18 protein-coding genes are annotated in these 23,022 nt (G+C 38.2%); all 18 read left to right on the top strand.

Going from position 1 to position 23,022, the window contains the following annotated elements:
• Positions 1-435 precede the first annotated feature (435 nt).
• The 18 genes from AC1DFT_RS18545 to AC1DFT_RS18630 all read left to right on the top strand — a co-directional run bounded on the left by AC1DFT_RS18545 (position 436) and on the right by AC1DFT_RS18630 (position 22,930).
• Positions 436-942, top strand: coding sequence for a YehS family protein (locus AC1DFT_RS18545; RefSeq protein ID WP_478160748.1), 507 nt, complete (start codon positions 436-438; stop codon positions 940-942).
• A gap of 190 nt (positions 943-1,132) precedes the next feature.
• Complete coding sequence (locus tag AC1DFT_RS18550; protein ID WP_478160750.1) at positions 1,133-2,194, top strand: LLM class flavin-dependent oxidoreductase; 1,062 nt, start codon at positions 1,133-1,135, stop codon at positions 2,192-2,194.
• 163 nt (positions 2,195-2,357) lie between these two features.
• Positions 2,358-4,727, top strand: a complete 2,370-nt coding sequence (locus tag AC1DFT_RS18555) for a polyprenyl synthetase family protein (RefSeq protein WP_478160752.1) — start codon at positions 2,358-2,360, stop codon at positions 4,725-4,727.
• 845 nt (positions 4,728-5,572) lie between these two features.
• Positions 5,573-6,937, top strand: a complete 1,365-nt coding sequence (locus AC1DFT_RS18560; protein ID WP_478160754.1) for a sigma-54 interaction domain-containing protein — start codon at positions 5,573-5,575, stop codon at positions 6,935-6,937.
• Positions 6,938-7,163: 226 nt separating this feature from the next.
• A complete protein-coding gene (locus AC1DFT_RS18565; RefSeq protein ID WP_478160756.1) occupies positions 7,164-8,720 on the top strand; it encodes an acyl-CoA synthetase in 1,557 nt (518 codons plus the stop codon).
• An 18-nt stretch (positions 8,721-8,738) separates the two neighbouring features.
• Positions 8,739-9,530 (top strand): enoyl-CoA hydratase, encoded by a 792-nt coding sequence (locus AC1DFT_RS18570; protein WP_478160758.1) that lies wholly within the window; start codon positions 8,739-8,741, stop codon positions 9,528-9,530.
• Positions 9,531-9,561: 31 nt separating this feature from the next.
• A complete protein-coding gene (locus tag AC1DFT_RS18575; protein ID WP_478160760.1) occupies positions 9,562-10,917 on the top strand; it encodes an acetyl-CoA carboxylase biotin carboxylase subunit in 1,356 nt (451 codons plus the stop codon).
• A gap of 13 nt (positions 10,918-10,930) precedes the next feature.
• Positions 10,931-11,143 (top strand): acetyl-CoA carboxylase biotin carboxyl carrier protein subunit, encoded by a 213-nt coding sequence (locus tag AC1DFT_RS18580; RefSeq protein WP_478160762.1) that lies wholly within the window; start codon positions 10,931-10,933, stop codon positions 11,141-11,143.
• Positions 11,144-11,155: 12 nt separating this feature from the next.
• A complete protein-coding gene (locus AC1DFT_RS18585) occupies positions 11,156-12,076 on the top strand; it encodes a hydroxymethylglutaryl-CoA lyase (RefSeq protein WP_478160764.1) in 921 nt (306 codons plus the stop codon).
• Positions 12,069-12,863, top strand: coding sequence for an enoyl-CoA hydratase (locus AC1DFT_RS18590; protein WP_478160766.1), 795 nt, complete (start codon positions 12,069-12,071; stop codon positions 12,861-12,863). Before AC1DFT_RS18585 ends, AC1DFT_RS18590 begins: the two co-directional genes overlap by 8 nt.
• Positions 12,864-12,875: 12 nt before the next feature.
• Positions 12,876-14,414, top strand: a complete 1,539-nt coding sequence (locus AC1DFT_RS18595; RefSeq protein ID WP_478160768.1) for an acyl-CoA carboxylase subunit beta — start codon at positions 12,876-12,878, stop codon at positions 14,412-14,414.
• 33 nt (positions 14,415-14,447) lie between these two features.
• Positions 14,448-14,888, top strand: a complete 441-nt coding sequence (locus AC1DFT_RS18600; RefSeq protein ID WP_478160770.1) for a MaoC/PaaZ C-terminal domain-containing protein — start codon at positions 14,448-14,450, stop codon at positions 14,886-14,888.
• 16 nt (positions 14,889-14,904) lie between these two features.
• On the top strand, positions 14,905-16,359 hold the full coding sequence (locus AC1DFT_RS18605) for a GntP family permease (protein WP_478160772.1): 1,455 nt from the start codon (positions 14,905-14,907) through the stop codon (positions 16,357-16,359).
• Positions 16,360-16,501: 142 nt separating this feature from the next.
• Positions 16,502-17,185 carry a DUF421 domain-containing protein gene (locus AC1DFT_RS18610; protein ID WP_478160798.1) on the top strand — a complete coding sequence of 228 codons (684 nt, stop codon included), beginning with the start codon at positions 16,502-16,504 and terminating at the stop codon, positions 17,183-17,185.
• A gap of 22 nt (positions 17,186-17,207) precedes the next feature.
• Positions 17,208-18,560 (top strand): 3' terminal RNA ribose 2'-O-methyltransferase Hen1, encoded by a 1,353-nt coding sequence (locus AC1DFT_RS18615; protein ID WP_478160774.1) that lies wholly within the window; start codon positions 17,208-17,210, stop codon positions 18,558-18,560.
• A complete protein-coding gene (locus tag AC1DFT_RS18620; RefSeq protein WP_478160776.1) occupies positions 18,557-21,142 on the top strand; it encodes a polynucleotide kinase-phosphatase in 2,586 nt (861 codons plus the stop codon). The genes AC1DFT_RS18615 and AC1DFT_RS18620 overlap by 4 nt, the downstream gene beginning before the upstream one ends.
• A 284-nt stretch (positions 21,143-21,426) precedes the next feature.
• A complete protein-coding gene (locus AC1DFT_RS18625; RefSeq protein ID WP_478160778.1) occupies positions 21,427-21,747 on the top strand; it encodes a PadR family transcriptional regulator in 321 nt (106 codons plus the stop codon).
• Positions 21,740-22,930: a DUF2812 domain-containing protein gene (locus tag AC1DFT_RS18630; RefSeq protein WP_478160780.1), complete on the top strand. Its 1,191-nt coding sequence runs from the start codon at positions 21,740-21,742 to the stop codon at positions 22,928-22,930. Before AC1DFT_RS18625 ends, AC1DFT_RS18630 begins: the two co-directional genes overlap by 8 nt.
• Positions 22,931-23,022: the final 92 nt, after the last annotated feature.

Below are 23,022 nucleotides of genomic sequence, written 5' to 3' on the forward strand. Positions count from 1 at the left end.
AGCTAGTCGGCACTAATAAGTAAGCATTTGCACTAATAAGTAAGCATTTTCTGTTGATTTTCGCTGTTGGCGGCGACTCCTGCCGGATGAGTGGGCAAATGAGACATCCCAACGTACGCCGAAGCGGCGGGGATGGCTCATGGCTCACCCGGCGGAAAGCGTCCGACAGTAGCGAAAATCATAGTGGCCACCTTATAAGACTCTTTACGACGCAGTATCTCTATTATGTGTGACATCCCATTAACACTAATAATTTCTATTTTCCATATTGGGGTAAAGAAAGGCTTTTGCACATTTGTTCTTATACTAATACTCATGTTCTAGCTGTTTGTACAGGTGAATTTACTGTATGTCTGCTATAATTTAGTAACTGTTAACAGCATTTAACTCATTAGTGAGTCGGCTTGTTATTAGGTAATATGAGGAGGCTTTTAAATGGATAACAATGATATATTAATTCGACTAAGATACGCGCTAGATATAAAAAACAACGATATGCTTGAAATATTTAAACTTGGTGGTATGGAAGTCACGAAAGAAGAACTACCAAAGATACTTACAAAATCAAAAGATGAATATGATGAGGAAGTAGAAGTAGAGGAAAACGAAGATCAGATAAAATGCACGCATAAGATGTTAGATTCCTTTTTGAATGGTTTTGTTACCTATAAAAGAGGTAAACAAGAGCCAAGACCAGGACAACCTGAAAGTCCTGCACAGCCTGAAAGAAGTGCTAACAATATGCTTCTTAAGAAATTGAAAGTGGCGCTACAATTAACGACGGAAGATATGCTAGAGATCCTAGACGATGGCGGTATCATTGTTTCAAAAGGTGAACTAGGAGCTATTTTACGTAAAGAAGGACATAGAAACTATAAAGTGTGCGGCGATAATTTTGCACGAAAATTTTTAAGAGGTTTAGCTTTAAGATATAGAAAATAATAAGAGGAATGGAACCAAGAAGGGGCTACTTTCTTGGTTTTTTTTAACAGTTTTCAGGAAGAATGTGGTAAAGGGCGATTATACTTAAATTGAAAGCAACCAACTCAAATCACGAAAATTGAGAATCATTTTTCAAAAATGTATGATTAACTTTGTATACATAAAGTGAAACTTCAGAGGAGGAATCATATTGGAAATCGGTATCACGACATTTGTAGAAACAACACCGGATGTAGCAACTGGTAAAGTGATTAGCCAAGCGGAGCGTATAAGGGAAGTGGTAGAAGAAATCGTGTTAGCAGATAAAATAGGATTGGATGTTTTTGGGGTAGGTGAGCATCATCGCGCGGATTATGCGTGTTCCGCTCCAGCAGTTTTGCTTGCGGCAGCTGCATCACAAACGAAGCAAATTAAATTAACAAGTGCTGTTTCGGTATTATCATCAGATGATCCGGTGCGGTTATATCAAGAGTTTTCAACAGTGGATGCTATTTCCAATGGACGAGCAGAGATTATGGCTGGTCGTGGTTCATTTATCGAGTCATTTCCATTATTCGGATATGATCTACAAGATTATGATGAACTATTCGATGAGAAATTAGATTTGTTATTAAAAATTAATGAATCCGAAAAAGTGAGTTGGAATGGAAAGCATCGCCCTTCTATTAATAATCTTGGTGTTTACCCTCGACCAGTTCAACCGCAAATTCCTATTTGGATTGCTAGTGGTGGAACGCCACAGTCTGCCGTGCGTGCTGGACTTCTTGGATTGCCACTTGTTTTAGCAATCATTGGTGGAAGCCCATTACAGTTTGCACCAATCGTCGAACTTTATAAGCAAGCTGCAAAACAGGCTGGCCATGATGTATCGAAACTGAAAGTAGCTTCCCATTCGCATGGTTTTGTAGGAGATACGACAGAAAGTGCAATTGAAAAGTTTTACCCACCGACCGCGCAAGCGATGAATGTTTTAGGAAAAGAACGTGGCTGGGGACCGTATACCCGTCAAACTTTTGATGCTGCAAGAAGTTTAGAAGGTGCATTGTACGTAGGGGACGTAGCAACCGTAGCAGAAAAAATTATTTTCCTTCGTAAAAACGTAGGTATAACACGTTTTATGTTACATACGCCGGTTGGTTCTATGCCTCATGAAGAGGTACTAAGAGCTATTGAGTTACTTGGAACAGAAGTGGCGCCTATTGTTAGAGCTGAAATTGCTCGATGGGAAGCAGAAACAGAAAATACCTTATAATGATAAATCGAAAAACAGGGTGAGGATCCACAGACTTCATTCTGTTTTTTTGCTTCTGGAGAAAAATAAATAGGAATTTAAGCGTTTTTGATAGAATAGATTGTTAACTAGCGGTCGAAATTTTAAGTATGAAATAGAATAGGAATAGAAGGTGAGTTATGGTATGAACGAAGAAATAGTAATAAATGCCGATGAATGCTATAGGCAAGCCGAGCAAAAGGCTGCCCATTATTTTAATTCACTTTATAAACAGGTCGAGGAAAAGACGTATGTCTCAACTCTTACAGAAGATATACAATCGTGGAAGCATAATCATATTCATCATCCTTCTTGGTTTTCCCTGTTTTCTCGTAGAAAGGGCAAACCTACTACTCAAGGGTACCATAGTTATATTCAATGGTTAAATTACACGGGAAAACTAGATAATTACTTGGATCGGAGTATTTCTTATATTTTTATGCGCGATTTAGGAAAAGCACTTGATTCACCTGATACGCAAAATAGGATTGCACGTGTAGTAAATAATTTAAAAAATCACCTAACAAAAAAAGACGACAAAGACGAATCGTTTAATATGGCTGGATTGTACAGGATTGCTCAGAAGGAGGGAGTGGAATCTAGCTTTATTTGGTTGATAAACAAATTGAAGAAAGTATCCACAAATATTCCAAATGGGATGGATGCCGAGCAAGCCCAGCGAAAACTTATTAAAATTATTGCAGGGGTTATCATGCAAGAACTGGAAGAGATGGAAGATGAAACATCTCCTGAAGAACGTACAAAAAGACTTGATAAAGCTATTAGGATTGGTTATTCCTATGGTTTAACTTATCCATTTATTGACGACCTTCTAGATGCAAAAGTTTTATCCGATAAGGAAGAAAAGCAATATTCCGATTTGATTCGTAACACTCTCTTAACAGGTACGGTTCCAGAATTAGGTGAGTGGGCGGAAAATAACATCGATTTGATTACATATATCCATTCGGAACTTCGCGAAGCTTATGAGTATATTAAGGACCATCAGCGACAAGAGACAAGAGAGAATTTTTTTGAGCAATCGTATGTGTTTTTTAATTCTCAAGAAGTTGATAGGAAAAAGGATTTATCGAATGCAACTTACACGAATGAAGAACTGTATATACCAATCATTTTAAAATCCTCTTCTTCTCGATTGATCGTCCGTTCTGTGATAAGTGCTTCGGAAGATAAGGAGTTCGATAATCGAACATTCTTTTACGGCATATACAATCAATTGGCAGATGACTTTGCGGATATGTTTGATGACATGAAAGACGGTGCGGTAACACCCTATACCTATTATTTGAAATACCATGATAAACGTTCTGATTTGATAAACCCCTTTAAATTGTACTGGACAGTTATCTCCAATTTGATACACCATGTGTATGCCTCAGACGCAAAGACCCGTGAGGTAATTTTAGACCGTGCTATAAATGGCTTGAAACGATTTAAAGAACGCATGGGCGCTGAAAAATACAATGAAATTATGAATCTTTTTGCTTCTGATAATCCTACATTCAATAGACTTATCCAAGACATGGTTCGTAGAGCAGATGATGTTGATTTCTTTGATAAACTACTCCGTGACCATATAATCACCACTTTGAAAAATGAACGAAAAGAACGAGAAGAATTTTCAACTACTATTGAAAGCTTACGCCAGCAGATTAATAATATCTTATCTATTCCTAAAAAAGAAAATATGACGTTGATGGAAGAGTCTATAGTAGAAGCGGCAAATTACAGCTTAGAAGGGGAAGGAAAGCGGTTAAGACCAATTGTTGCTTGGTTCATAGGCGTAAACGCATATGGATTACAACAATCAGCAATGGAGCCCCTGTTAAAATCATTGGAATATATGCATACTGCCTCTTTGATATTTGATGATTTACCAGCACAAGATAATGCATCTACTCGAAGAGGGCGTTCTACTCTCCATGAAATGTATAGCACTGCCGTTGCAGAATTAACAGGTCTTTTTCTAACGCAAAAAGCAGTTGAGGAACAAACCTTTCTCGATCAGTTCGATTCTAAAACAGTCTTAAAATTAGTCCGTTATTCTGCCCAAGCAACTGCGAATATGAGTAGAGGGCAAGCCATGGATTTGAATTCCATCGGGAAACAATTAACTATAGAGCAATTAAATATGATGTGCTTTTATAAAACCGGCTTAGGTTTCGAAGCTTCTCTCCTAATGCCTGCTATTCTCGCTGAGGCAGATGAAGTAGAAATGGACGCATTGAAAAAATTTGCTCGTCACGCAGGCATTGCTTTTCAGATTAAGGATGATTTGCTCGATGTGGAAGGAGATACTAGCTTGCTTGGGAAAACCACTGGCAAGGACAAGGAAAACAAAAGTTCCACCTTTGTTTCCGTATTAGGTTTGGAAGAAGCTAAAAAAGAGATGTGGGAAAATTACTGTATTGCAATGGAAGCGTTAGAAGAAGTGCCACGTAATATGGTATTTTTAAAGCATTTTTTAAATTATATTATCAATAGAGACTATTAAAAAATTGTAATACACATTGATTAACTAAAATTATCCAGTAAATTAATTATTAAGATTGTGATAACACACAAGGCATTCTACTTATAGGTGCTTTTGGAATGCTTTGAACTGAACGATTTCTACACCATTAACGAGACTTTTTTATGCGTAGGGATGCGACAAAGTCGCATCCCTACGCATTTTTTCGGTAATCGTGTGGTAGTCGTTCGTCCGTCGCACTCCAAAATCATGGGTAATCAAAGTGCTAAAGCTTTTGAGAATGGAAGAATAGCCATTTTCCTACTTAGATAAAAGCAGCCAAAGATGCAATTTTGGCTGCTCAGTCCTTCTCTATAATATTTCCACCTTTTCGATTGGAAGGAAGTGTTCCTTTTCTATATAGTATCAACATATTTCCGGCATGAACTTTGCAAAAAATAAGCAAGGAACGCATGATAGAAAGTGATAGAGTGCCCGAAATTGCATCTTCGGGCACTTCCATAATGAATAGAAAGGGAGCTATTCTTTCATTTTCAAAAGTAATTGGCTTTTTCTTTTGAACGTTGTAGGTACGTGACAGACAAATATCCACAACAAGAATATCGAAAATGGTGTAGCAGGAAGTGACGCAGTCACTTCCTGCTACACTTATCTCACGGTAATGATGTAATGATTATTTCGTCCAAAGCGAACCGAAAGCGTACAAGTGTAAAATGGGCCACTAGCGCATTTCCGGTGAAATTGTTATGGTGGAAATTGATTAATCAACACGTGTGTAGTCGTAAGAATAAAACGAGGCAAGGTTCTCTGTTTTCGAAAATTCGGTTATCATATAAGTGGGGAGATGAAAGAAGGGGGACATTAATATGGTATCTGGACAACTATTTAATCATAAATTACTAGATGTTGTATTCGAGAATGCAAACTATGGAACAATTATTATCGATAATAATGGAAAGATACAATATATTAGCAATAAATATTGCGAGTTTTTGGAAGTAGGAAGAGACGATATCATTGGGGGATATATCGTTAATCATATTGAAAATACGAGATTGCATCTAGTCGTTCAAACGGGTAAATCGGAATTGGCAGATTTACAATTTCTTCGAGGTAGCTTTGTCATTACAAATCGTATTCCCATTTTTGATAATAAGGAGATAATCGGTGCAATTGGGACGATCATTTTCCGCGACTTAGATGATTGGAAGAAAATGAATAGCAATATTAAAGAGTTATTAGCAAGGAATAATCTATATACACCTGAAGTAGTTCAAGTAAATGGGGCAAGGTATTCTTTACATGATTTAATCGGAAACTCTCATGAGATGATCGAATTGAAAGAGCGTGTAAAAAGAGTGGCTGGCGGAGATATTTCCGTATTGATACGGGGTGAAAGCGGGACAGGAAAAGAAATAATTGCACAAAGTATTCATCAACTAAGTACTCGTAGTGCTAAACCCTTTGTAAGTGTGAACTGTGGATCCATCCCAGAACATCTCATCGAGTCCGAACTGTTCGGCTATGAAGAAGGTGCCTTTACGGGTGCTAAGAAAGGTGGAAAAGTAGGGAAGTTTCAAAGTGCAGATGGAGGAACTATTTTTCTAGATGAAATTGGGGATATGCCGCAGCATATGCAAGTCAAATTACTAAGAGTCTTGCAGGAGAGAGAATATGAACCTGTAGGGACAGCACAACCTAAAAAGGTAAATGTTCGTGTAATTGCCGCAACTAATCGACCATTAGAGAAAATGATCGAAAACAGGGAATTTCGGGAAGATCTATATTATAGGATAAACGCAATTCAATTAGTAAGTCCTCCTTTGCGCGAAAGAACGGGAGATATCCCACTATTAATTCAACATTTTTTTGAAAAAGCGAAAGCACGGATTGGAAAACGAGTGACTTCCATACATGATGATGTATACGAATTGCTAAGAAATTATAGTTGGCCGGGAAATATTAGGGAGCTAGAAAATGTAATGGATGCAGGTGTCCATTTATCAAATGAGGATGTAATGAAGATCGATGCTTTGCCGGAATATATAAGAAGGGATTCTGAAAAAATCCAGCACAAAACGTTAAAAGAAGTAATAGAAGAAACGGAAAAAAAAGAAATTGAAAGAATGTTAAAGAATTGTAAATTCGATAAAAACCTAGCGGCAGAAGCACTTGGAATTAGCAATTCGACTATATATGAAAAGATTAAAAAGTATAGAATTACTGAATAGTTTAAGAAAATCCAGAATGTCGGAAAACTCTCCGATAATTTGGATTTTTTTATTTTACCGAAACTCTAACGTATTACACCAATAAAACGATAATGTATTCCGATAATTCGGAAAGACTTTTTATCTTGAGTTTATACAATAGGCTCTTAGTATTGAAAAATAGCGTTTTCAAAACTTGGCATGAATCTTGCTTATATATAAAGAGAGAACGAAAGGAGGAATTTCAATGGACGTTGGACTTATTACTAGGAAAATGGCGAATGTGTTAAATGAAGATCACCAAGCAAAAATAGCAATAAAAGAAGAAATGGGTAAAGCTTGGACGTACAAAGAACTTCATACTATATCAAATACATACGCAAATAAGCTTCTTGAATTAGGAGTACAAAAAGGAGATCGAGTTGGCGTATTGCTTTACAATTGCCTAGAATATTTCGCATTATATTTTGCTGTTGCGAAAATCGGTGCAATTGCGGTTCGTCTTAATTTCCGACTTTCGAGTGCAGAACTAGAATATACATTAAAGGATTCCGAAACGAAAGTATTATGCTTCCATTCTAATTTGGCAAATGAACTGGAAGAGGTTCGAAAGCATGTTTTAGTAGAGCAATACATTTGCCTAAAAAACGAAGAGGATATAATTCCGAATTGGTCTAAACCTTGGAGTCTATTAGAAAGTGGTCCTTCAGATGAAGTACCAGATAATAATATTAAATTGAGTGATCCAGTTATGTTGATGTATACATCAGGTACAACTGGTAGACCAAAAGGCGCAATCTGGACGCATGACACGACGCTCTGGTTTTCATCCATGCAATCGTTGAAATGGAAGTTTACAGGACAGGAAATTGGCATGACGACAGGTCCACTCTATCATGTAGGTGCAATGGAAGACATTGGACTTCCAATACTATTGATGGGCGGAACGCTTGTTATTACTAGAAGCCAAGGTTTCAAGATTGAAAGAATTCTATCCGTAATCGAACAAGAAAAAGTGACCGACTGCTTCTTATTCCCTTTTATGATTTATGAAATGTTGAATTACGATGATCTCGATTCTTATCAATTGAAAAATTTAAAAACGATCTACACAGGGGGAGATCCATTATTGCCTTCTGCGCTAGAACAACTAAAAAAGAAATACCCAAATGTTGGGGTTGTACAAGTATATGGATTGACAGAAGGAACGCCAATCGCAGCATCACTCGATCCACAAGATGCTTTTACAAAAGGACAAACAGTCGGAAAACCAATGCCCCTCACGGAGATTAATATTTTGGATGACGATGGATATCCGCTACCAGCGGGTGAGGTTGGTGAAATTGCCATTAAAAGTCCTGCAGTTTCAGTAGGATATTGGCGAAAACCCGAAGCTACGATGGAGACGTTTGTAAATGGCTGGTGTAAAACAGGAGATTTAGGTGTGTTCGACCAGGACGGATACTTAACGATCGCAGGTAGGAAAAAAGATATGATTCGAAGTGGTGGGGAAAATATTTACGCTGCTGAAATTGAAGATGTTTTATATCGTCATGAAGGTATAAAAGAAGTTTCCATCATTGGCATTCCTGATTCCAAATTCATTGAAGCTGTTTGTGCTGTTGTTGTAAAAAAAGAAGGGTCAAACCTGACAGAAGAGGACATAGTAAATCATTGTGTGAAAAATCTAGCAAGCTATAAAAAGCCTAGAAAAGTTATTTTCGTAGATGAATTACCACGAACACCTTCCGGCAAAATTCAAAAGTTTGTTTTACGACAAGACTATAGCGAAGTGAAAATATAAAAATGAGGTGTTAGAACGATGCAAAAAGTCCAAGTTGTTTCATGGTCTTTACAACAAAATATTGCACAAATTGTCATCGATAATCCACCGGTAAACGTCTTAAGCGCAGATGTTATAGAACAACTGAACATCGTTGTGGATGAAATAGAAAAGGAACCGAACGCGAAAGTCGTTATTATTACAGGTGCAGGAGAAAAGGCATTTGTAGCAGGCGGAGATATTAAAGGGTTTCCAGCTTGGATTGGAAAAGGAGTCGAAGAAGCAAAACAAAAATCACTTTGGCTTCAAGAGCCACTGAATAAGATTGAACAGTTACCCCAACCGACTATTGCGGCTATTAATGGGCTTGCTCTAGGTGGGGGCTGCGAACTTGCATTAAGCTGCGACATACGAATCGCGGAAGAACATATAGAGATTGGACTTCCAGAAGTTAAATTGGGATTATTTCCTGGAGCTGGAGGGACACAAAGACTACCGCGTCTAATTGGAAAAGCAAGAGCGAAGGAAATGATTTTTACCGGTGAAGCTATTTCGGCAAAGGAAGCAGAACGAATCGGACTTGTGAATCACGTAGTGGCAAAAGGTAAATCTGTAGAGAAGGCGATGGAAATCGCAAGTAAAATGACTAATTATTCTTCACTACCTATAACTTTTGCTAAGCAATCAATCGATGTTGGATATGAACAAACCCTAGATAAAGGTTTAGTTACCGAAGCAACTTATTTCGGTCATGCTTTTCAAACGAAGGATGTTCAAGAAGGCGTAGAAGCATTCATCCAAAAAAGAAAACCAAATTTTACGGACCAATAACTGATTTTATTTTAAAGAAGGAGTGACATATATGTTTTCTAAAATTATTATCGCCAATCGTGGGGAAATTGCATTAAGAATTATTCGAACTTGTAAAAGTCTTGGTATTCAAACAGTCGCAATCTATTCAGAAGCAGATGCTGACTCTCTGTTCGTTCGACAAGCTGATGAAGCACACTGTGTTGGAAAGCCACCGGTCAATCAAAGTTATTTAAATATCGAAGAAATTATTCGTATTGCAAAAGAAAGTGGGGCTGAGGCAGTACATCCAGGCTACGGACTTTTATCAGAAAACGCAGGATTTGCTAGGAAATGTGTAGAAGCAGGACTTGTATTTATCGGACCTTCGTCAGACATTATCGCTTCAATGGGAAGTAAAATCGAAGCACGTAAAATGATGAAAGAAGCCGGTGTACCTGTTGTAGAAGGTATCGATACAGCTTTAGATAATGAAGAGCAAGCAAGAGAAGCAGGAAGAAAAATCGGTTATCCACTTATGCTTAAGGCATCTGCTGGAGGTGGTGGAATCGGTATGCAACTTGTTAACTCCGAGGAAGAACTAGTAAAAGCTTTCGAGGGAAATAAAAAACGAGCAGAATCATTTTTCGGTGATGGAACAATGTTTTTAGAAAAATATATCGCGGAACCGCATCATATTGAAGTCCAAATTTTAGCAGACACGCATGGAAATGTAATTCCGCTTTGGGAAAGAGAATGCTCTATCCAACGTCGAAATCAAAAAGTGGTGGAAGAAGCACCTTCTCCATTTATTAGTGAAGAAACGCGACAAAAAATGCTAGATGCAGCTGTCCAAGCGGCCAAACATATTGGCTATTCCAATGCTGGTACGATTGAGTTTTTAGTGGATCGTGAGCAAAATTTCTACTTCTTAGAGATGAACACAAGACTACAAGTGGAACATCCAGTTACAGAAGAAATTACTGGTCTCGATCTAGTAGAACAACAGCTGAAAGTGGCGTACGGAGAACGTTTGTCTCTTAAACGGGAAGAAGTCGGGCGAAAAGGACATGCGATTGAAGTGCGTATTTATGCAGAAGACCCTAAAACATTTTTCCCTTCACCTGGAAAAATTACAGAGTTTCAGCTGCCGCAAGGAGAAGGAGTCCGCAACGAATGTTCGATAGAGGCTGGTTCACAAGTGACGCCATTCTACGATCCTATGATCGGTAAACTGATCACTTGGGGAGAAACACGTAGTGAAGCATGCGGACGAATGAAAGAAGCGCTTGAAAATTACAAAGTAGAAGGGATTAAAACAAATATCCCAATGCTCATTGAAACAGTTAGCCACGAACAATTTTTAGCTGGCTATACAACAACTGATTTTGTAAATAAATATTACTTAGCTGAAAAAGCAACTAAATAAGGAGGAAATAAATATGACAAACATCGTAGCAAGTATGGCAGGTAGTGTATGGAAAGTATTAGTGGGAGAAGGGGAAGAAGTAAAAGAAGGGCAAGATGTAGTGATTCTTGAATCGATGAAAATGGAAATTCCGATTGAAGCTGAAACAACTGGTGTTGTGAAGAAAATCCATATTAAAGAAGGGGACTTCGTTAATGATGACGATGTACTCATTGAAGTTGAATAGGAGGTTAAATCGTTGAAACTACCAAAAAGTGTGAAGATAAAAGAAGTTGGACCAAGAGATGGGTTACAAAATGAAAAACAAACTATTTCAACAGAAGATAAGATTACTTGGATTGACTCGCTTTCCAAAACAGGTCTGTCTTATATAGAAGTGAGCTCTTTTGTACATCCGAAATGGATTCCGCAGTTAGCAGACGCATCGGAAGTACTTGGGAAAATTCAGCGGGAACAAGGGGTTACGTATGCTGCCCTTGTTCCTAACTTAAGAGGACTTGAGCGGGCATTGGAAGCGAATGTAGATGAAGTGAGCATCTTCATGTCAGCGAGTGAAGCGCATAATCAAAATAATATTAATAAATCGATTGAAGAAACGTACCCAATTTTAAGTGAAGTTGTTAAGGAAGCGAAAGCAGCTGGAAAGACAGTCAGAGGCTATTTATCTACAGTGATTGCATGTCCATATGAAGGACCAATTGCGGCTTCACAAGTTAGGAAAGTAAGCGAACGTTTATTTTCCATGGGAATAGATGAGTTATCACTAGGGGACACAATAGGCGTTGGAGTACCAAATCAAGTAGAACATTTGCTAGAGGAACTACTCCCTCATTTTGATGCAAACAAGCTTGCAATGCATTTCCATGATACAAGAGGAACTGCCCTAGCAAATATTGTGAAATCACTTGAAATGGGAATCACTATTTTTGATAGTGCCCTGGGTGGATTGGGTGGCTGCCCTTACGCAAAAGGAGCATCTGGAAATGTTGCGACCGAAGATTTATTGTATATGCTCCATGAGATGGGAATTGAAACTGGAATTGATATAAATGCAGTGATGAAATCAGCACAGCTTATTGAAAAAGTAAGAGGGAAAAAGCTTAATAGTCGCCAAATGGATATTTTGAATGCGGAAGAAGGGACTGTTTTCAATGATTGAAACTATACCAACAAACGTACAAGTAGAAAAGCGTAGCGATGGAATTACGATCGTCACATTAAATCGGACAGAAGCGGCAAATGCCTTATCCAAGCAGATGCTCCTTGATTTAAAAACGGTTGTCAATGATTTAAGAAATAATCGGGAAGTTCGAGTAATCATTCTAACAGGTGCCGGGGAAAAAGCTTTTTGTGCCGGGGCTGATTTAAAAGAGCGAAAAACAATGACAGAAAACGAAGTTAGACAAGCTGTTCGATCTATAGGGGAAGCTGTAAACGATATTGCAGCACTTCCTCAACCAGTTATTGCTGCTTTGAATGGGGTGGCATTCGGAGGCGGTCTTGAGTTGGCATTGGCATGTGATATCCGTGTCGGATCATTAGAAACGAAAGTGGGATTAACAGAAACTTCCTTAGGTATTATTCCTGGGGCAGGTGGAACGCAACGCCTCCCACGTTTAATTGGCGTTGGAAAAGCGAAAGAACTCATTTATAGCGCAAAGCGGTTGACTGCTGAGGAGGCGGGAGCCATAGGGATACTAGAATATGTAGTCCCTCGTGAAAAACTGTTAGATAAAGCATTAGAAATTGCAACATCCATCGCGAAAAATGCTCCACTTGCATTAATACAAGCAAAAACTGCCATTAATAATGGATTGGAAGTAGACCTTAACACAGGATTAAAAATAGAAGAGCTTGCCTACAACGAATTGCTACCAACGGAAGATAGATTAGAAGGTTTACGCGCATTTGCGGAAAAACGCGCACCACAATATACGGGCAAATAAGGAGGAAACGATATGACAACGACAGTTTCACAAACAGATTACCAAATCAAAAAAGATGCTATCTTGCAAGGTGGGCAAGAAAAATACCATAAAAAAAATCAAGAACAAGCGAAAATGTTCGTTCGTGACAGATTGAATTTGCTATTTGACGATGGTTTAAAAGCAGAAGATGGTATGTTTGCCAATTTACTAGCAGGTGATCTTCCAGCAGATGGAGTAGTTACTGGCATTGGTAAGATTAATGGTCGCACTGTTTGTGTGATGGCTAATGATTCTACGATAAAAGCAGGTTCTTGGGGACAACGAACAGTAGAAAAGATTATTCGCATTCAAGAAACAGCTGAAAAGCTACGCTGTCCAATGTTGTACCTAGTTGACTCTGCAGGGGCTCGCATAACAGATCAATTAGAAATGTTCCCTGGTCGTAGAGGAGCTGGACGAATTTTCTACAACCAAGTTAAGATGTCAGGAAAAGTTCCACAAATTTGCCTTCTATTTGGACCATCGGCAGCGGGCGGAGCATATATTCCTGCATTCTGCGATGTTGTTGTAATGGTGGAAGGGAATGCCTCCATGTATTTAGGGTCCCCTCGAATGGCAGAAATGGTTATCGGTGAAAAAGTGTCCCTAGAAGAAATGGGCGGAGCCAAAATGCATTGTTCCGTTTCTGGATGTGGTGATGTGCTTGTACCAAGTGAAGAAGAAGCGATTAAGTATGCTAGAAAATATTTAACATATTTTCCAGAAAACTATACGGAAAAACCAGCTAAAGCAGAGGCAAAAGAACCAGCTTTCTTTGAAAAAAGCATTGAGCAGTTAATACCGAAAAACCAAAATGCACCATTTGATATGTATCAACTGATCGAACGTCTTATAGACGAAGACTCCATGTGTGAGATTAAGAAGCTTTTTGCACCTGAGCTTATTACTTGTCTGGGACGAATTAATGGACAACCAGTAGGAATAATTGCAAACCAACCACGTGTAAAAGGCGGAGTATTATTCCATGATAGTGCGGATAAAGCAGCAAAATTTATTAATCTTTGTGATGCTTATCATATTCCGTTGTTATTCCTTGCAGACGTCCCGGGCTTCATGATTGGAACAAACGTAGAGAGAGCGGGGATTATTAGACATGGTGCTAAAATGATTTCCGCAATGAGTGAAGCGACTGTTCCTAAAATGACGGTAATCGTACGTAAAGCATATGGTGCTGGATTGTATGCAATGGCTGGTCCGGCGTTCGAACCAGATTGCTGTATCGCACTTCCAACAGCTTCTATTGCGGTAATGGGACCAGAAGCTGCTGTAAATGCAGTATATGCAAACAAAATTGCTTCTCTTCCGGAAGAAGAGAGAGCCGGGTTCATTGCTGAAAAGCGTGAAGAATATCGTGAAGATATCGATATTTATCGTTTAGCTTCTGATTTAATCATTGACGATGTTGTTGAGCCGAATCGTTTACGTGAAGAGCTTGCATCACGTTTAGATGTATATATGTCGAAATATTTAGTTTTCACTGATCGTAAGCATGGGGTTTATCCAGTTTAAATACTAATATTTCTAGACAAAGGGGATATAGAAATGTTCGATAAATACTTTGAAGACTACCAACTTGGGGATATTTGGGGATCGAAAGGAAGAACGATAACAGAAGCAGATATCGTTATGTTCTCCGCTTTAAGTGGGGACTGGTTTCCGCTTCACACAAATATTGAATATGCAAAGGAAACCCAGTATAAACAGCGAATTGCTCATGGGATGCTAGTACTTTCTATAACTACCGGATTGGTACTTTTTGAACCGGGGATTGTCGTAGCGTTTTATGGTATGGATAAAGTAAGATTTACAGCTCCGACCTTCATTGGAGATACTATTCATCTTACGGGAAAAGTAATTGATTTGAAGAGTAAAGGACCGGACCAAGGGGTTGTGACGGTATTACAAGAAGTTAAAAAGCAAACGGATGAAACAGTGGCGGTTTTCGAAATGAAGCTTTTGGTGAATCAAAAGACTCTAGACTAAATGAGGGAGAACATTTATGGATCTGATTATCATACTACTAGCACTAGGACTACTTATGTTTTTAGCTTATCGTGGTTTTTCTGTCATTATTATTGCTCCGATATGTGCTTTACTTGCCGTGTTTTTGACGGATCCGAGCCATGTATTACCATTCTTTTCTAATATATTTATGGAAAAGATGGTTGGCTTTATAAAATCTTATTTTCCCGTATTTTTACTTGGAGCGATTTTCGGTAAAGTAATTGAAATGTCCGGTATCGCGGCAAGAATTGCAAAAGTAATTATTCGATTTATTGGAGTTAGACAAGCCATTTTTACTGTCGTATTATTGGGTGTTATTCTAACTTATAGTGGAGTAAGTTTATTCGTAGCCGTATTTGCGATTTATCCCTTTGCCAACCATTTGTTCCGTGAAGCGAATATTCCGAAACGACTAATACCAGCCACAATTGCATTTAGTGCTTTTACTTTTTCAATGGATGCGATTCCTGGATCACCACAGATTCAAAATGTTATTCCAACCACTTTCTTTAATACGAGTATCTATGCAGCAAAATATCTAGGTTTAGTCGGTGCATTATTCATTTTTGTAGTAGGTATGCTGTATTTAGAAAGCCGTCGCAGGAAAGCAGCTAAGAATGGTGAAGGTTATTATGGTATAGGGAAAAATGCGATTAGTGAGTCACCGGCTGCTAGTGAGATGGCTGCTACAAGTGAAGCGATTGCAGCCCCTACTTCTATGCTAACCACAAAAATAGATGTGAAGGACTGGTTAGCTTTTCTTCCGCTAATATTGGTCGGGGTGATGAACAAGCTTTTCACTACTTATATTCCGAAATGGTATGCAGATGGGTTCGATTTTGCCAATATTAATCTAGAACAATATGGAACCGTTAATATGAATCAGCAACTTTCACTTTGGTCGGTGGAACTTGCACTTCTCGTAGGGATTTTTACTGCAATTGCTTTGAACTTCCAAGCGGTTAAATTAAGTTTCAAGGATAGTTTAAGTGTCGGTATAAGCGGTGCTTTGCTTGCTACAATGAATACCGCATCTGAGTTTGGTTTTGGAGGGATTATTGCTGCTTTACCAGGTTTTGCTGTAGTTCAGAATTTCTTAGCTACAACCTTTACGCATCCTTTAGTCAATGGTGCTGTGTTAACGAACGCACTTGCCGGGATTACAGGTTCTGGATCTGGTGGTATAAGTATTACGCTAGGTATTATGGCGGAAAAATATGTGGAGGCTGCAAATGCTGCCGGTATTCCTTTAGAAGTTATGCACCGTGTCATTGCGATGGCAGCGGGTGGGATGGATACTTTGCCACATAATGGAGCAGTACTTACATTACTAATGGTTTGTGGACTTACTCATCGCCAAGCATATAAAGATATCTTTGCAATTACAATCATTAAAACACTAGCTTGCTTCTTCGTAATTGGTGTATATCTATTGACTGGTCTTGTTTAAGGAATACAGTTACTCAGACAATATAGAAATAACCGTCAAACCCTATAGGGGATGGCGGTTATTTCTTTTTTATTTGGAGATAACTGAATGGAAGAATAGGTAGAATGGGGTTGCTATAAAAGTGCATGTTTTAAATATTACAATGGAACTGATCATCGGGTTTTTTCTTCTTTTTTTTATCGTCAAGTTTGTAGGGAAAAAAATTATCAAACAAATAAGCCCGTTTACGTTCATTGCAGCGATAGTATTAGGTGAATTGCTAGGAAATGGATTGTATCATGATGACGTAGGATTATTTTATATTTTTTACACGATGTCATTATGGAGTGTTTTGCTGTTTATCGTGGAGTTTCTTGGGCAAAAGTTTTTGGCGGTTCGTGGATTTTTTGAGGGTAAACCTTCCGCATTGATAAAAAATGGTATAGTGGACCGAGAAGAGTTAAAGAAAAATCGAATGAATCTGAATCAGTTACAAAGCTTGCTTAGACAAAGTGAAACGTTTTCCATTCGTGAGGTCGAATATTGCTATTTAGAGGCAAATGGGTCGTTAAGCATTTTGAAGAAATCCAAGTATCAAAAAACAACACAAGAGGACTTCAACCTAGTATATAAAACAGTTTATGCGCCAGTAACACTAATACGGGACGGCAAAATTTTATGGGATGAGATAGAGGATTTAGGTTTTGACGAGGCATGGTTGACTGATCAACTGAACGCAAAAGGTATTTCCAGCTATAAAGGTATTCTCATCGCTGAGTGGTTAGAAGGGGATGGGCTTTTCGTCCAACTTCTTCAAGATACACCTTCATCAACCGACAGAAAATGAAACAAAGGAAAGGATGGATACTATGCAACTAACGATTAAAGCGACAGGTGAAAATGTACAGGTTCTTTCCCATCTGCTTGCTAAAAATCCGAATAATTTATATGAGCGAATGCAAAAAGATCATGCGGTACGACTCTTTTTTTCAACATTTACAGATAAAAAAGTAGAAATGACAGTCTTTGTAACACCCGATCCACTTGCACTTATCAATCAGTCGTCTAGTGCATATGACATTACCCATTACATAAATGATCGCGAATTCGCAACGAGTAGCATTTTCACTTCACTTATTCGTTCCGCTTTAAGTACTGCATTAAACGGAAAACCAAAAGAAGAGTATTCAAAATGGGTAGATCATCCCTTTCCATTCGTTTTTAGTTTTGGTCCCGTTGCAACGGAGTTAAGTGGGCAGGAGATACGCGAGCTTTTTGAACCGTTAGGCTATGACACAGGTATCGAGTTTGGAGAAATAGATTATTCCTTTCAAATAAAAGAAAAAAGTTCAGCGTGCTATATTACACTAACCGGAATGACTACTCTTCAAAAAGGACTTCAACAGTTATTCATTCTCATCCCGGTGCTAGATAACTATAAGCATTATTTTATTGATGAAACAGAAATAGAAAAGTTGAAGCGATACGGAGAAGGATGGCTCGACACTCATCCTAAAAAAGAATTCATTATCCGGAAGGTATTAAGGTTTAAAGAACTATATGATCAGTTCGAGGAACGCGACACAATACAACAACCAGTTAGTTCAAAGCAATTACCGCTAAACGAGTTGCGCTATGAAAAAATAATCGATAAAGTATCAGGGCTTTCAAAGAAATGTAAAGTAGTCGATTTTGGTTCGGGTGAAGGAAAGCTTTCCGCTAAATTAGGATTTGTGAATGGGATAGAAGAAATACTTGCTGTGGAACCATCAGAATCCGAAACGATAAAGGCATTAAAACGTTTTGAAAAGTTGAAAGAGCAAAAAGATTTCACCATGCCTACAACTATTTGGGGATCCCTGTTTTATTTCGATGAACGATTGAAAAACAAAGATGTCATCATCTTATGTGAAGTGATTGAGCATATCGATGAGGAAAGACTACCCAAAGTAGTGGACCTTATGCTAGCGCACTATCAACCAGGTGCTTTCATCGTAACTACACCGAACAAAGAATACAATCATGTGTATAAAATGTCCGAAGAAATGCGGCATGACGACCATCGTTTTGAATGGACACGACAAGAATTTAGACAATGGTGTAATCAAATGAACCACGCCAATCAATATGACTTAGCATTTGAAGGGATAGGAGAAGAAGACATGCAGTACGGCACTCCAACTCAAATGTGTACATTCATTAGAAAGGAGAATCGTCTATGAAAATTACAATACCAAGCGCTGGAATTGTCTTACTTGTCGGCGTGTCCAATAGCGGGAAAACGACATTACTCAATAAGTGGATCGAGGACAATTTGATATTATCATCGGAAGCCATTAGTTCAGATACGTATCGTGCAATGGTTGGAGATACTGAATTTATACAATGGACGGAGCGACCAAAAGATGAAGCAGATAGTCTTCATGATGATTACTCTGCATTATCTAGTGAAGCATTTCGCTTGTTGGATCACACATTAGAAGCAAGATGCCGGTTGAATAAATTAACATTTGTCGATGCAACTCATCTTTATGCGGAGGACCGAAAACGTTATATAGAACTGGCAAAGAAATACCATGTACCAATAGCGTCGATTGTTTTTGACATTCCACAAGAAACACTTCTTGAAAGAGATGAACGACGCAAAAATCCTCGTGGCAGAAAAAGAGTAAAACAACAATTTCAAAATTGGAAAAGAGAATTACGATTTATTAAAAAAGAAGGTTTTAAATCCGTTTATTTCATTAACGAACATGAGGATATTGAACTTATAAGAAAAGGGAATCCACTATTTGTGGATGTTGGAAATGGAATCGATATAATCGGAGATATACATGGTTGCTATGAGGAATTGATGTCTCTTTTAGTTCAACTCGGCTATGAACAGAATGATGAGGATCTCTATATCCATCCAGAGGGCAGGAAGTTTATGTCTATTGGTGATATTATGAGTAGAGGACCAGAATCATTAAAAACGATGCAGTTTTTTCAACGACATGTGGAGCAGGACTTAGCGTATATGACAGACAGCAATCATGGATGGAAGATTGCTCGCTGGCTTGATGGTCGAAATGTTGAGCTAAAGCATGGAGACGAGAAGGTTGCGCAGGAGTTTGAACTGTACGAGAAAGAGCATGGTTCAGTGAAAGCGGAAAAATTAAAAGATGTCTTGAAAAATTTCCTTCTCAAAGCTCCATCACATTTTGTCTTAACGAGAAATGGAGTAAAGACAGCCATTTGCACTCATGCGGGGATAAAGGACGAGTATATTGGAAAGCAATCTGCTACAATCCAAGACTTCTGTCGATATGGAGATACAGATGGAATACATGATGATGGGAAGCCAATTCGTATAGACTGGTATGTTCACCACAAAGGAAGTCTACCCATTATATGGGGGCATGATCCTAAGCCACAGCCACTCCGTGTAAACAACACGATTAATATTGATCAAGGTGTAGTTTTTGGTGGAAAACTGACGGCGATGCGTTACCCTGAACAACAATTCGTCTCAGTAAAAGCAGAAAAAGATTATTCCGGAACATCAGATAATCCGCTTCAAAAATGGGAAATGGAACGTCTTAATCCTCCAAATATGGAGAAGTTTATAAATGGATATTCTGTACAAACAGAACAATTAGGGGAAGTTAAGCTGCCACAAAATGTTGTTAAGTCTGCAATCGACACTATTTCACATTATACGGTTCCGATTGAACAGCTACTATATATCCCACCTACAATGAGCCCAACACCATCCGTTTCTGTGCTTCCCGATTTTTTAGAACATCCAAAAGAGGCGATTGAATATTATCGAAGTCATGGCATTGAAATGATGGTTGCCGAGAAAAAGCATATGGGTAGTCGTGCGGTTCTACTTTTATTTAAAAATAAAGCAGTCGCGAAAAAAACAATTGGTTTTGAAATAGATGGAGTTATATACACGAGAACAGGCAGAAGGTTTTTTAATAGATCGACTGAGCAAGAAGTTGTACAGAAGTTAACGGAAGAACTCACCCAAAAAGGTTATTTTGAAAAATATCAAACTGATTTTGTACTCTTAGATGCTGAAATTATGCCATGGAATTTAAAAGCGAAAGAACTAATTAGTAGTCAATACGCACATGTTTCAGAAAATGCATTGTTAGACCGAAAGAAAATCATTGAAAAGCTAAACTCCTCAAATTATGTTGATGTGGAAAACTGGTTAATGGAGTACGATGAAAAATTAAAGAATGCAGAGATTTTTAAAGAAGTGTTCCAGAAGTATTGCTGGGATATAGAAGAAACGGATGCCATTCAAATTGCACCATTTCACGTCTTGGCTCATAGCACTGAAACATTCTTTCATAAAGCTCACACATGGCATATGGAAATGAATAAGCAATTTGCGATGGATTCGTCTCTCTTCGTGACTACCGAATATAAAATTATTTCGGATAGTAATAGTGAGCAAGAAGTCATCGCTTGGTGGGAAGAAATGACGAAAGAAGGGCATGAAGGAATCGTCATCAAGCCAGAATTTTTCACATCCACATGTAAAGGGCGGTTAATCCAGCCTGCTATTAAAGTAAGAGGCCGTAAATATTTGCATATCATCTATGGAATGGATTATTTAAATCCGGAAAACTTGAAGCGGTTAAAAAATAGAAATACAGGCAAAAAACAAAAACTTGCTTTAAAAGAATTTGCTTTAGGGATGGAAGGTATAAGGCGTTTTGTTGATGGTGAATCAATTGAACGCGTGCATGAATGTGTGCTCGCTACTCTAGCCTTAGAATCGGACCCGGTAGATCCAAGGCTTTAAATATTCCAAAATCACAAAAAAGGTACGAGGTTCTCATACATTTCTAGCAATTAATTGTGTGGGAACCAGGTACCAAAAACTATTTCTAATCCTTATCTTATTCCTCTTTCTTCCCACGAATTAGACAACTCAAATACTTCTTCTACATCTTCTAATCGATTAATCCGTTCCATGAGTTTGTTCCTCCTCTTTTTCATTATAAGCTACTCTTTGACAGGTAATAGAAAGAATAATACTATTATGTTACACGATATATCGCATGACATACTAAAAGGAGAAGCGCTATGGCATATAATGGTGGACCTATGACGGAAGCAATGTACTATGTGTTATTAGCACTTATGAATCCCAATCATGGTTATAGTCTGATGAGTGCAATAACAGAGGTATCTAATGGGAGAGTGAAGATGGGACCTGGAACACTTTATGGGGTTCTTGCAAGGATTCAAAAAGATGGGCTGATCACGTTAGCAGAAGATGATGGGAGAAGGAAAACATACACCATTACAGCTGATGGAAAAGAAGCTCTTCGTGATGAATATAACCGCTTAGTATCGCTAGTTAATGATGGAATAATGCTGAAGGAAGGTGAGGAGAATGGGTAAAATAGTTCGAAAACTAAGACCGAGCAATTATTGGTGTATTGGTGAACATGAGTGTTGGTTTTCAGCTATGGCAAATGAAGGGTTGCATTTAAAGAAAATAGGTACAATATTTGCACATTTTGTTAAAGGGAAGCCTGAGCAAATGAAATATAGAATAGACGCACTGCAAAACAAGGCAATTACGCCAGAGCAAGAGCAAATGTATGCCGAAAGCGGATGGTTTCATGTTACAACTTATGGAATGTTTAATGTGTTCTCCTCTTCAGTTGAGCTGAATGCGCCTGAGTTACATACCGATCCAGAGGAACAGGCTTATACTTTGAAAATGCTTGATAAAAAGCTCGCTCTAAATGCTCTAGTGTCAGTAATAGCAACTTTAGTAATAATTGGTTTGTTATTTATGACTTTGTTTATCGGCTCAACTCCTACTCTCGGTCTTGTAGAGGGAGGAATGAGTCCTATCTTTTCGATTATAATGATTTATGTCGCATACAATGCTATACAAGCAGCTATTGCAATACGTTCTTTGCGAAAAAAACTAATAGATGGGAAGCCTATTAACCACTCTGCCCCTTGGAAAATGAAGCATAAGATAAATTTAGTCCTTTCAACTTTGATTCTTATTTGGGCAATGTTTGCTGCAATTCTACCATATATTCAAATAGTAAAGATGGAGACCCAAGCATTACCAACTACAAGTATTGACATACCAATTGTCAGGCTTTCAGATATGGAACAAAATCCTGAAATGGAACGAGAGACAATGAATAACGATAAAAACTTTGATCGAGGAAATAGTTATGATTATACATGGAGTTTGCTAGCTCCATATCAATACGAATCACATGAGTCAGGTATTATTTCTGGGCAAATATGGAGAGATAATAGTGGAACGTACTCGCCAAGTATTACCAACATCGTTTATAAGCTAGCCTTTCCATCTATGGGCAAAAGTATAGTTGATGAATTGATAGAACGATATAGTAGCTGGGATTCAACTCGTGAATATGTACAGATGAATCATGCTAGTTTCGATCTTTTAATTGTTCATGAGGAGGATGCATTTAAAGAAATATTTGCAACTAAAGGAAAAGGGGTTATGTATGTTAGATATTATGGATATGGAGATTTGGATAGACTAATAACGAGTACCTCTGAACAGATTAGTTTAATTGCAAAATAATAAATAAAGTACCTAGTTCCAAAATATTGATCAATATTTTGGAACTAGGTACTTTTCTTATGTTTATTATCTTGACTTCAAGGTAATAAACT

This window comes from Psychrobacillus sp. 05T411 (genome assembly GCF_056396485.1).

Excerpts from the sequence above, each read along its gene's own strand:
- AC1DFT_RS18615 (WP_478160774.1), top strand. The coding sequence starts at position 17,208 with ATGCAACTAACGATTAAAGCGACAGGTGAAAATGTACAGGTTCTTTCC.
- AC1DFT_RS18630 (WP_478160780.1), top strand. The coding sequence starts at position 21,740 with ATGGGTAAAATAGTTCGAAAACTAAGACCGAGCAATTATTGGTGTATT.
- AC1DFT_RS18580 (WP_478160762.1), top strand. The coding sequence starts at position 10,931 with ATGACAAACATCGTAGCAAGTATGGCAGGTAGTGTATGGAAAGTATTA.
- AC1DFT_RS18570 (WP_478160758.1), top strand. The coding sequence starts at position 8,739 with ATGCAAAAAGTCCAAGTTGTTTCATGGTCTTTACAACAAAATATTGCA.
- AC1DFT_RS18560 (WP_478160754.1), top strand. The coding sequence starts at position 5,573 with ATGGTATCTGGACAACTATTTAATCATAAATTACTAGATGTTGTATTC.
- AC1DFT_RS18565 (WP_478160756.1), top strand. The coding sequence starts at position 7,164 with ATGGACGTTGGACTTATTACTAGGAAAATGGCGAATGTGTTAAATGAA.
- AC1DFT_RS18545 (WP_478160748.1), top strand. The coding sequence starts at position 436 with ATGGATAACAATGATATATTAATTCGACTAAGATACGCGCTAGATATA.
- AC1DFT_RS18625 (WP_478160778.1), top strand. The coding sequence starts at position 21,427 with ATGGCATATAATGGTGGACCTATGACGGAAGCAATGTACTATGTGTTA.
- AC1DFT_RS18620 (WP_478160776.1), top strand. The coding sequence starts at position 18,557 with ATGAAAATTACAATACCAAGCGCTGGAATTGTCTTACTTGTCGGCGTG.
- AC1DFT_RS18575 (WP_478160760.1), top strand. The coding sequence starts at position 9,562 with ATGTTTTCTAAAATTATTATCGCCAATCGTGGGGAAATTGCATTAAGA.
- AC1DFT_RS18600 (WP_478160770.1), top strand. The coding sequence starts at position 14,448 with ATGTTCGATAAATACTTTGAAGACTACCAACTTGGGGATATTTGGGGA.
- AC1DFT_RS18595 (WP_478160768.1), top strand. The coding sequence starts at position 12,876 with ATGACAACGACAGTTTCACAAACAGATTACCAAATCAAAAAAGATGCT.
- AC1DFT_RS18590 (WP_478160766.1), top strand. The coding sequence starts at position 12,069 with ATGATTGAAACTATACCAACAAACGTACAAGTAGAAAAGCGTAGCGAT.
- AC1DFT_RS18555 (WP_478160752.1), top strand. The coding sequence starts at position 2,358 with ATGAACGAAGAAATAGTAATAAATGCCGATGAATGCTATAGGCAAGCC.
- AC1DFT_RS18605 (WP_478160772.1), top strand. The coding sequence starts at position 14,905 with ATGGATCTGATTATCATACTACTAGCACTAGGACTACTTATGTTTTTA.
- AC1DFT_RS18610 (WP_478160798.1), top strand. The coding sequence starts at position 16,502 with ATGGAACTGATCATCGGGTTTTTTCTTCTTTTTTTTATCGTCAAGTTT.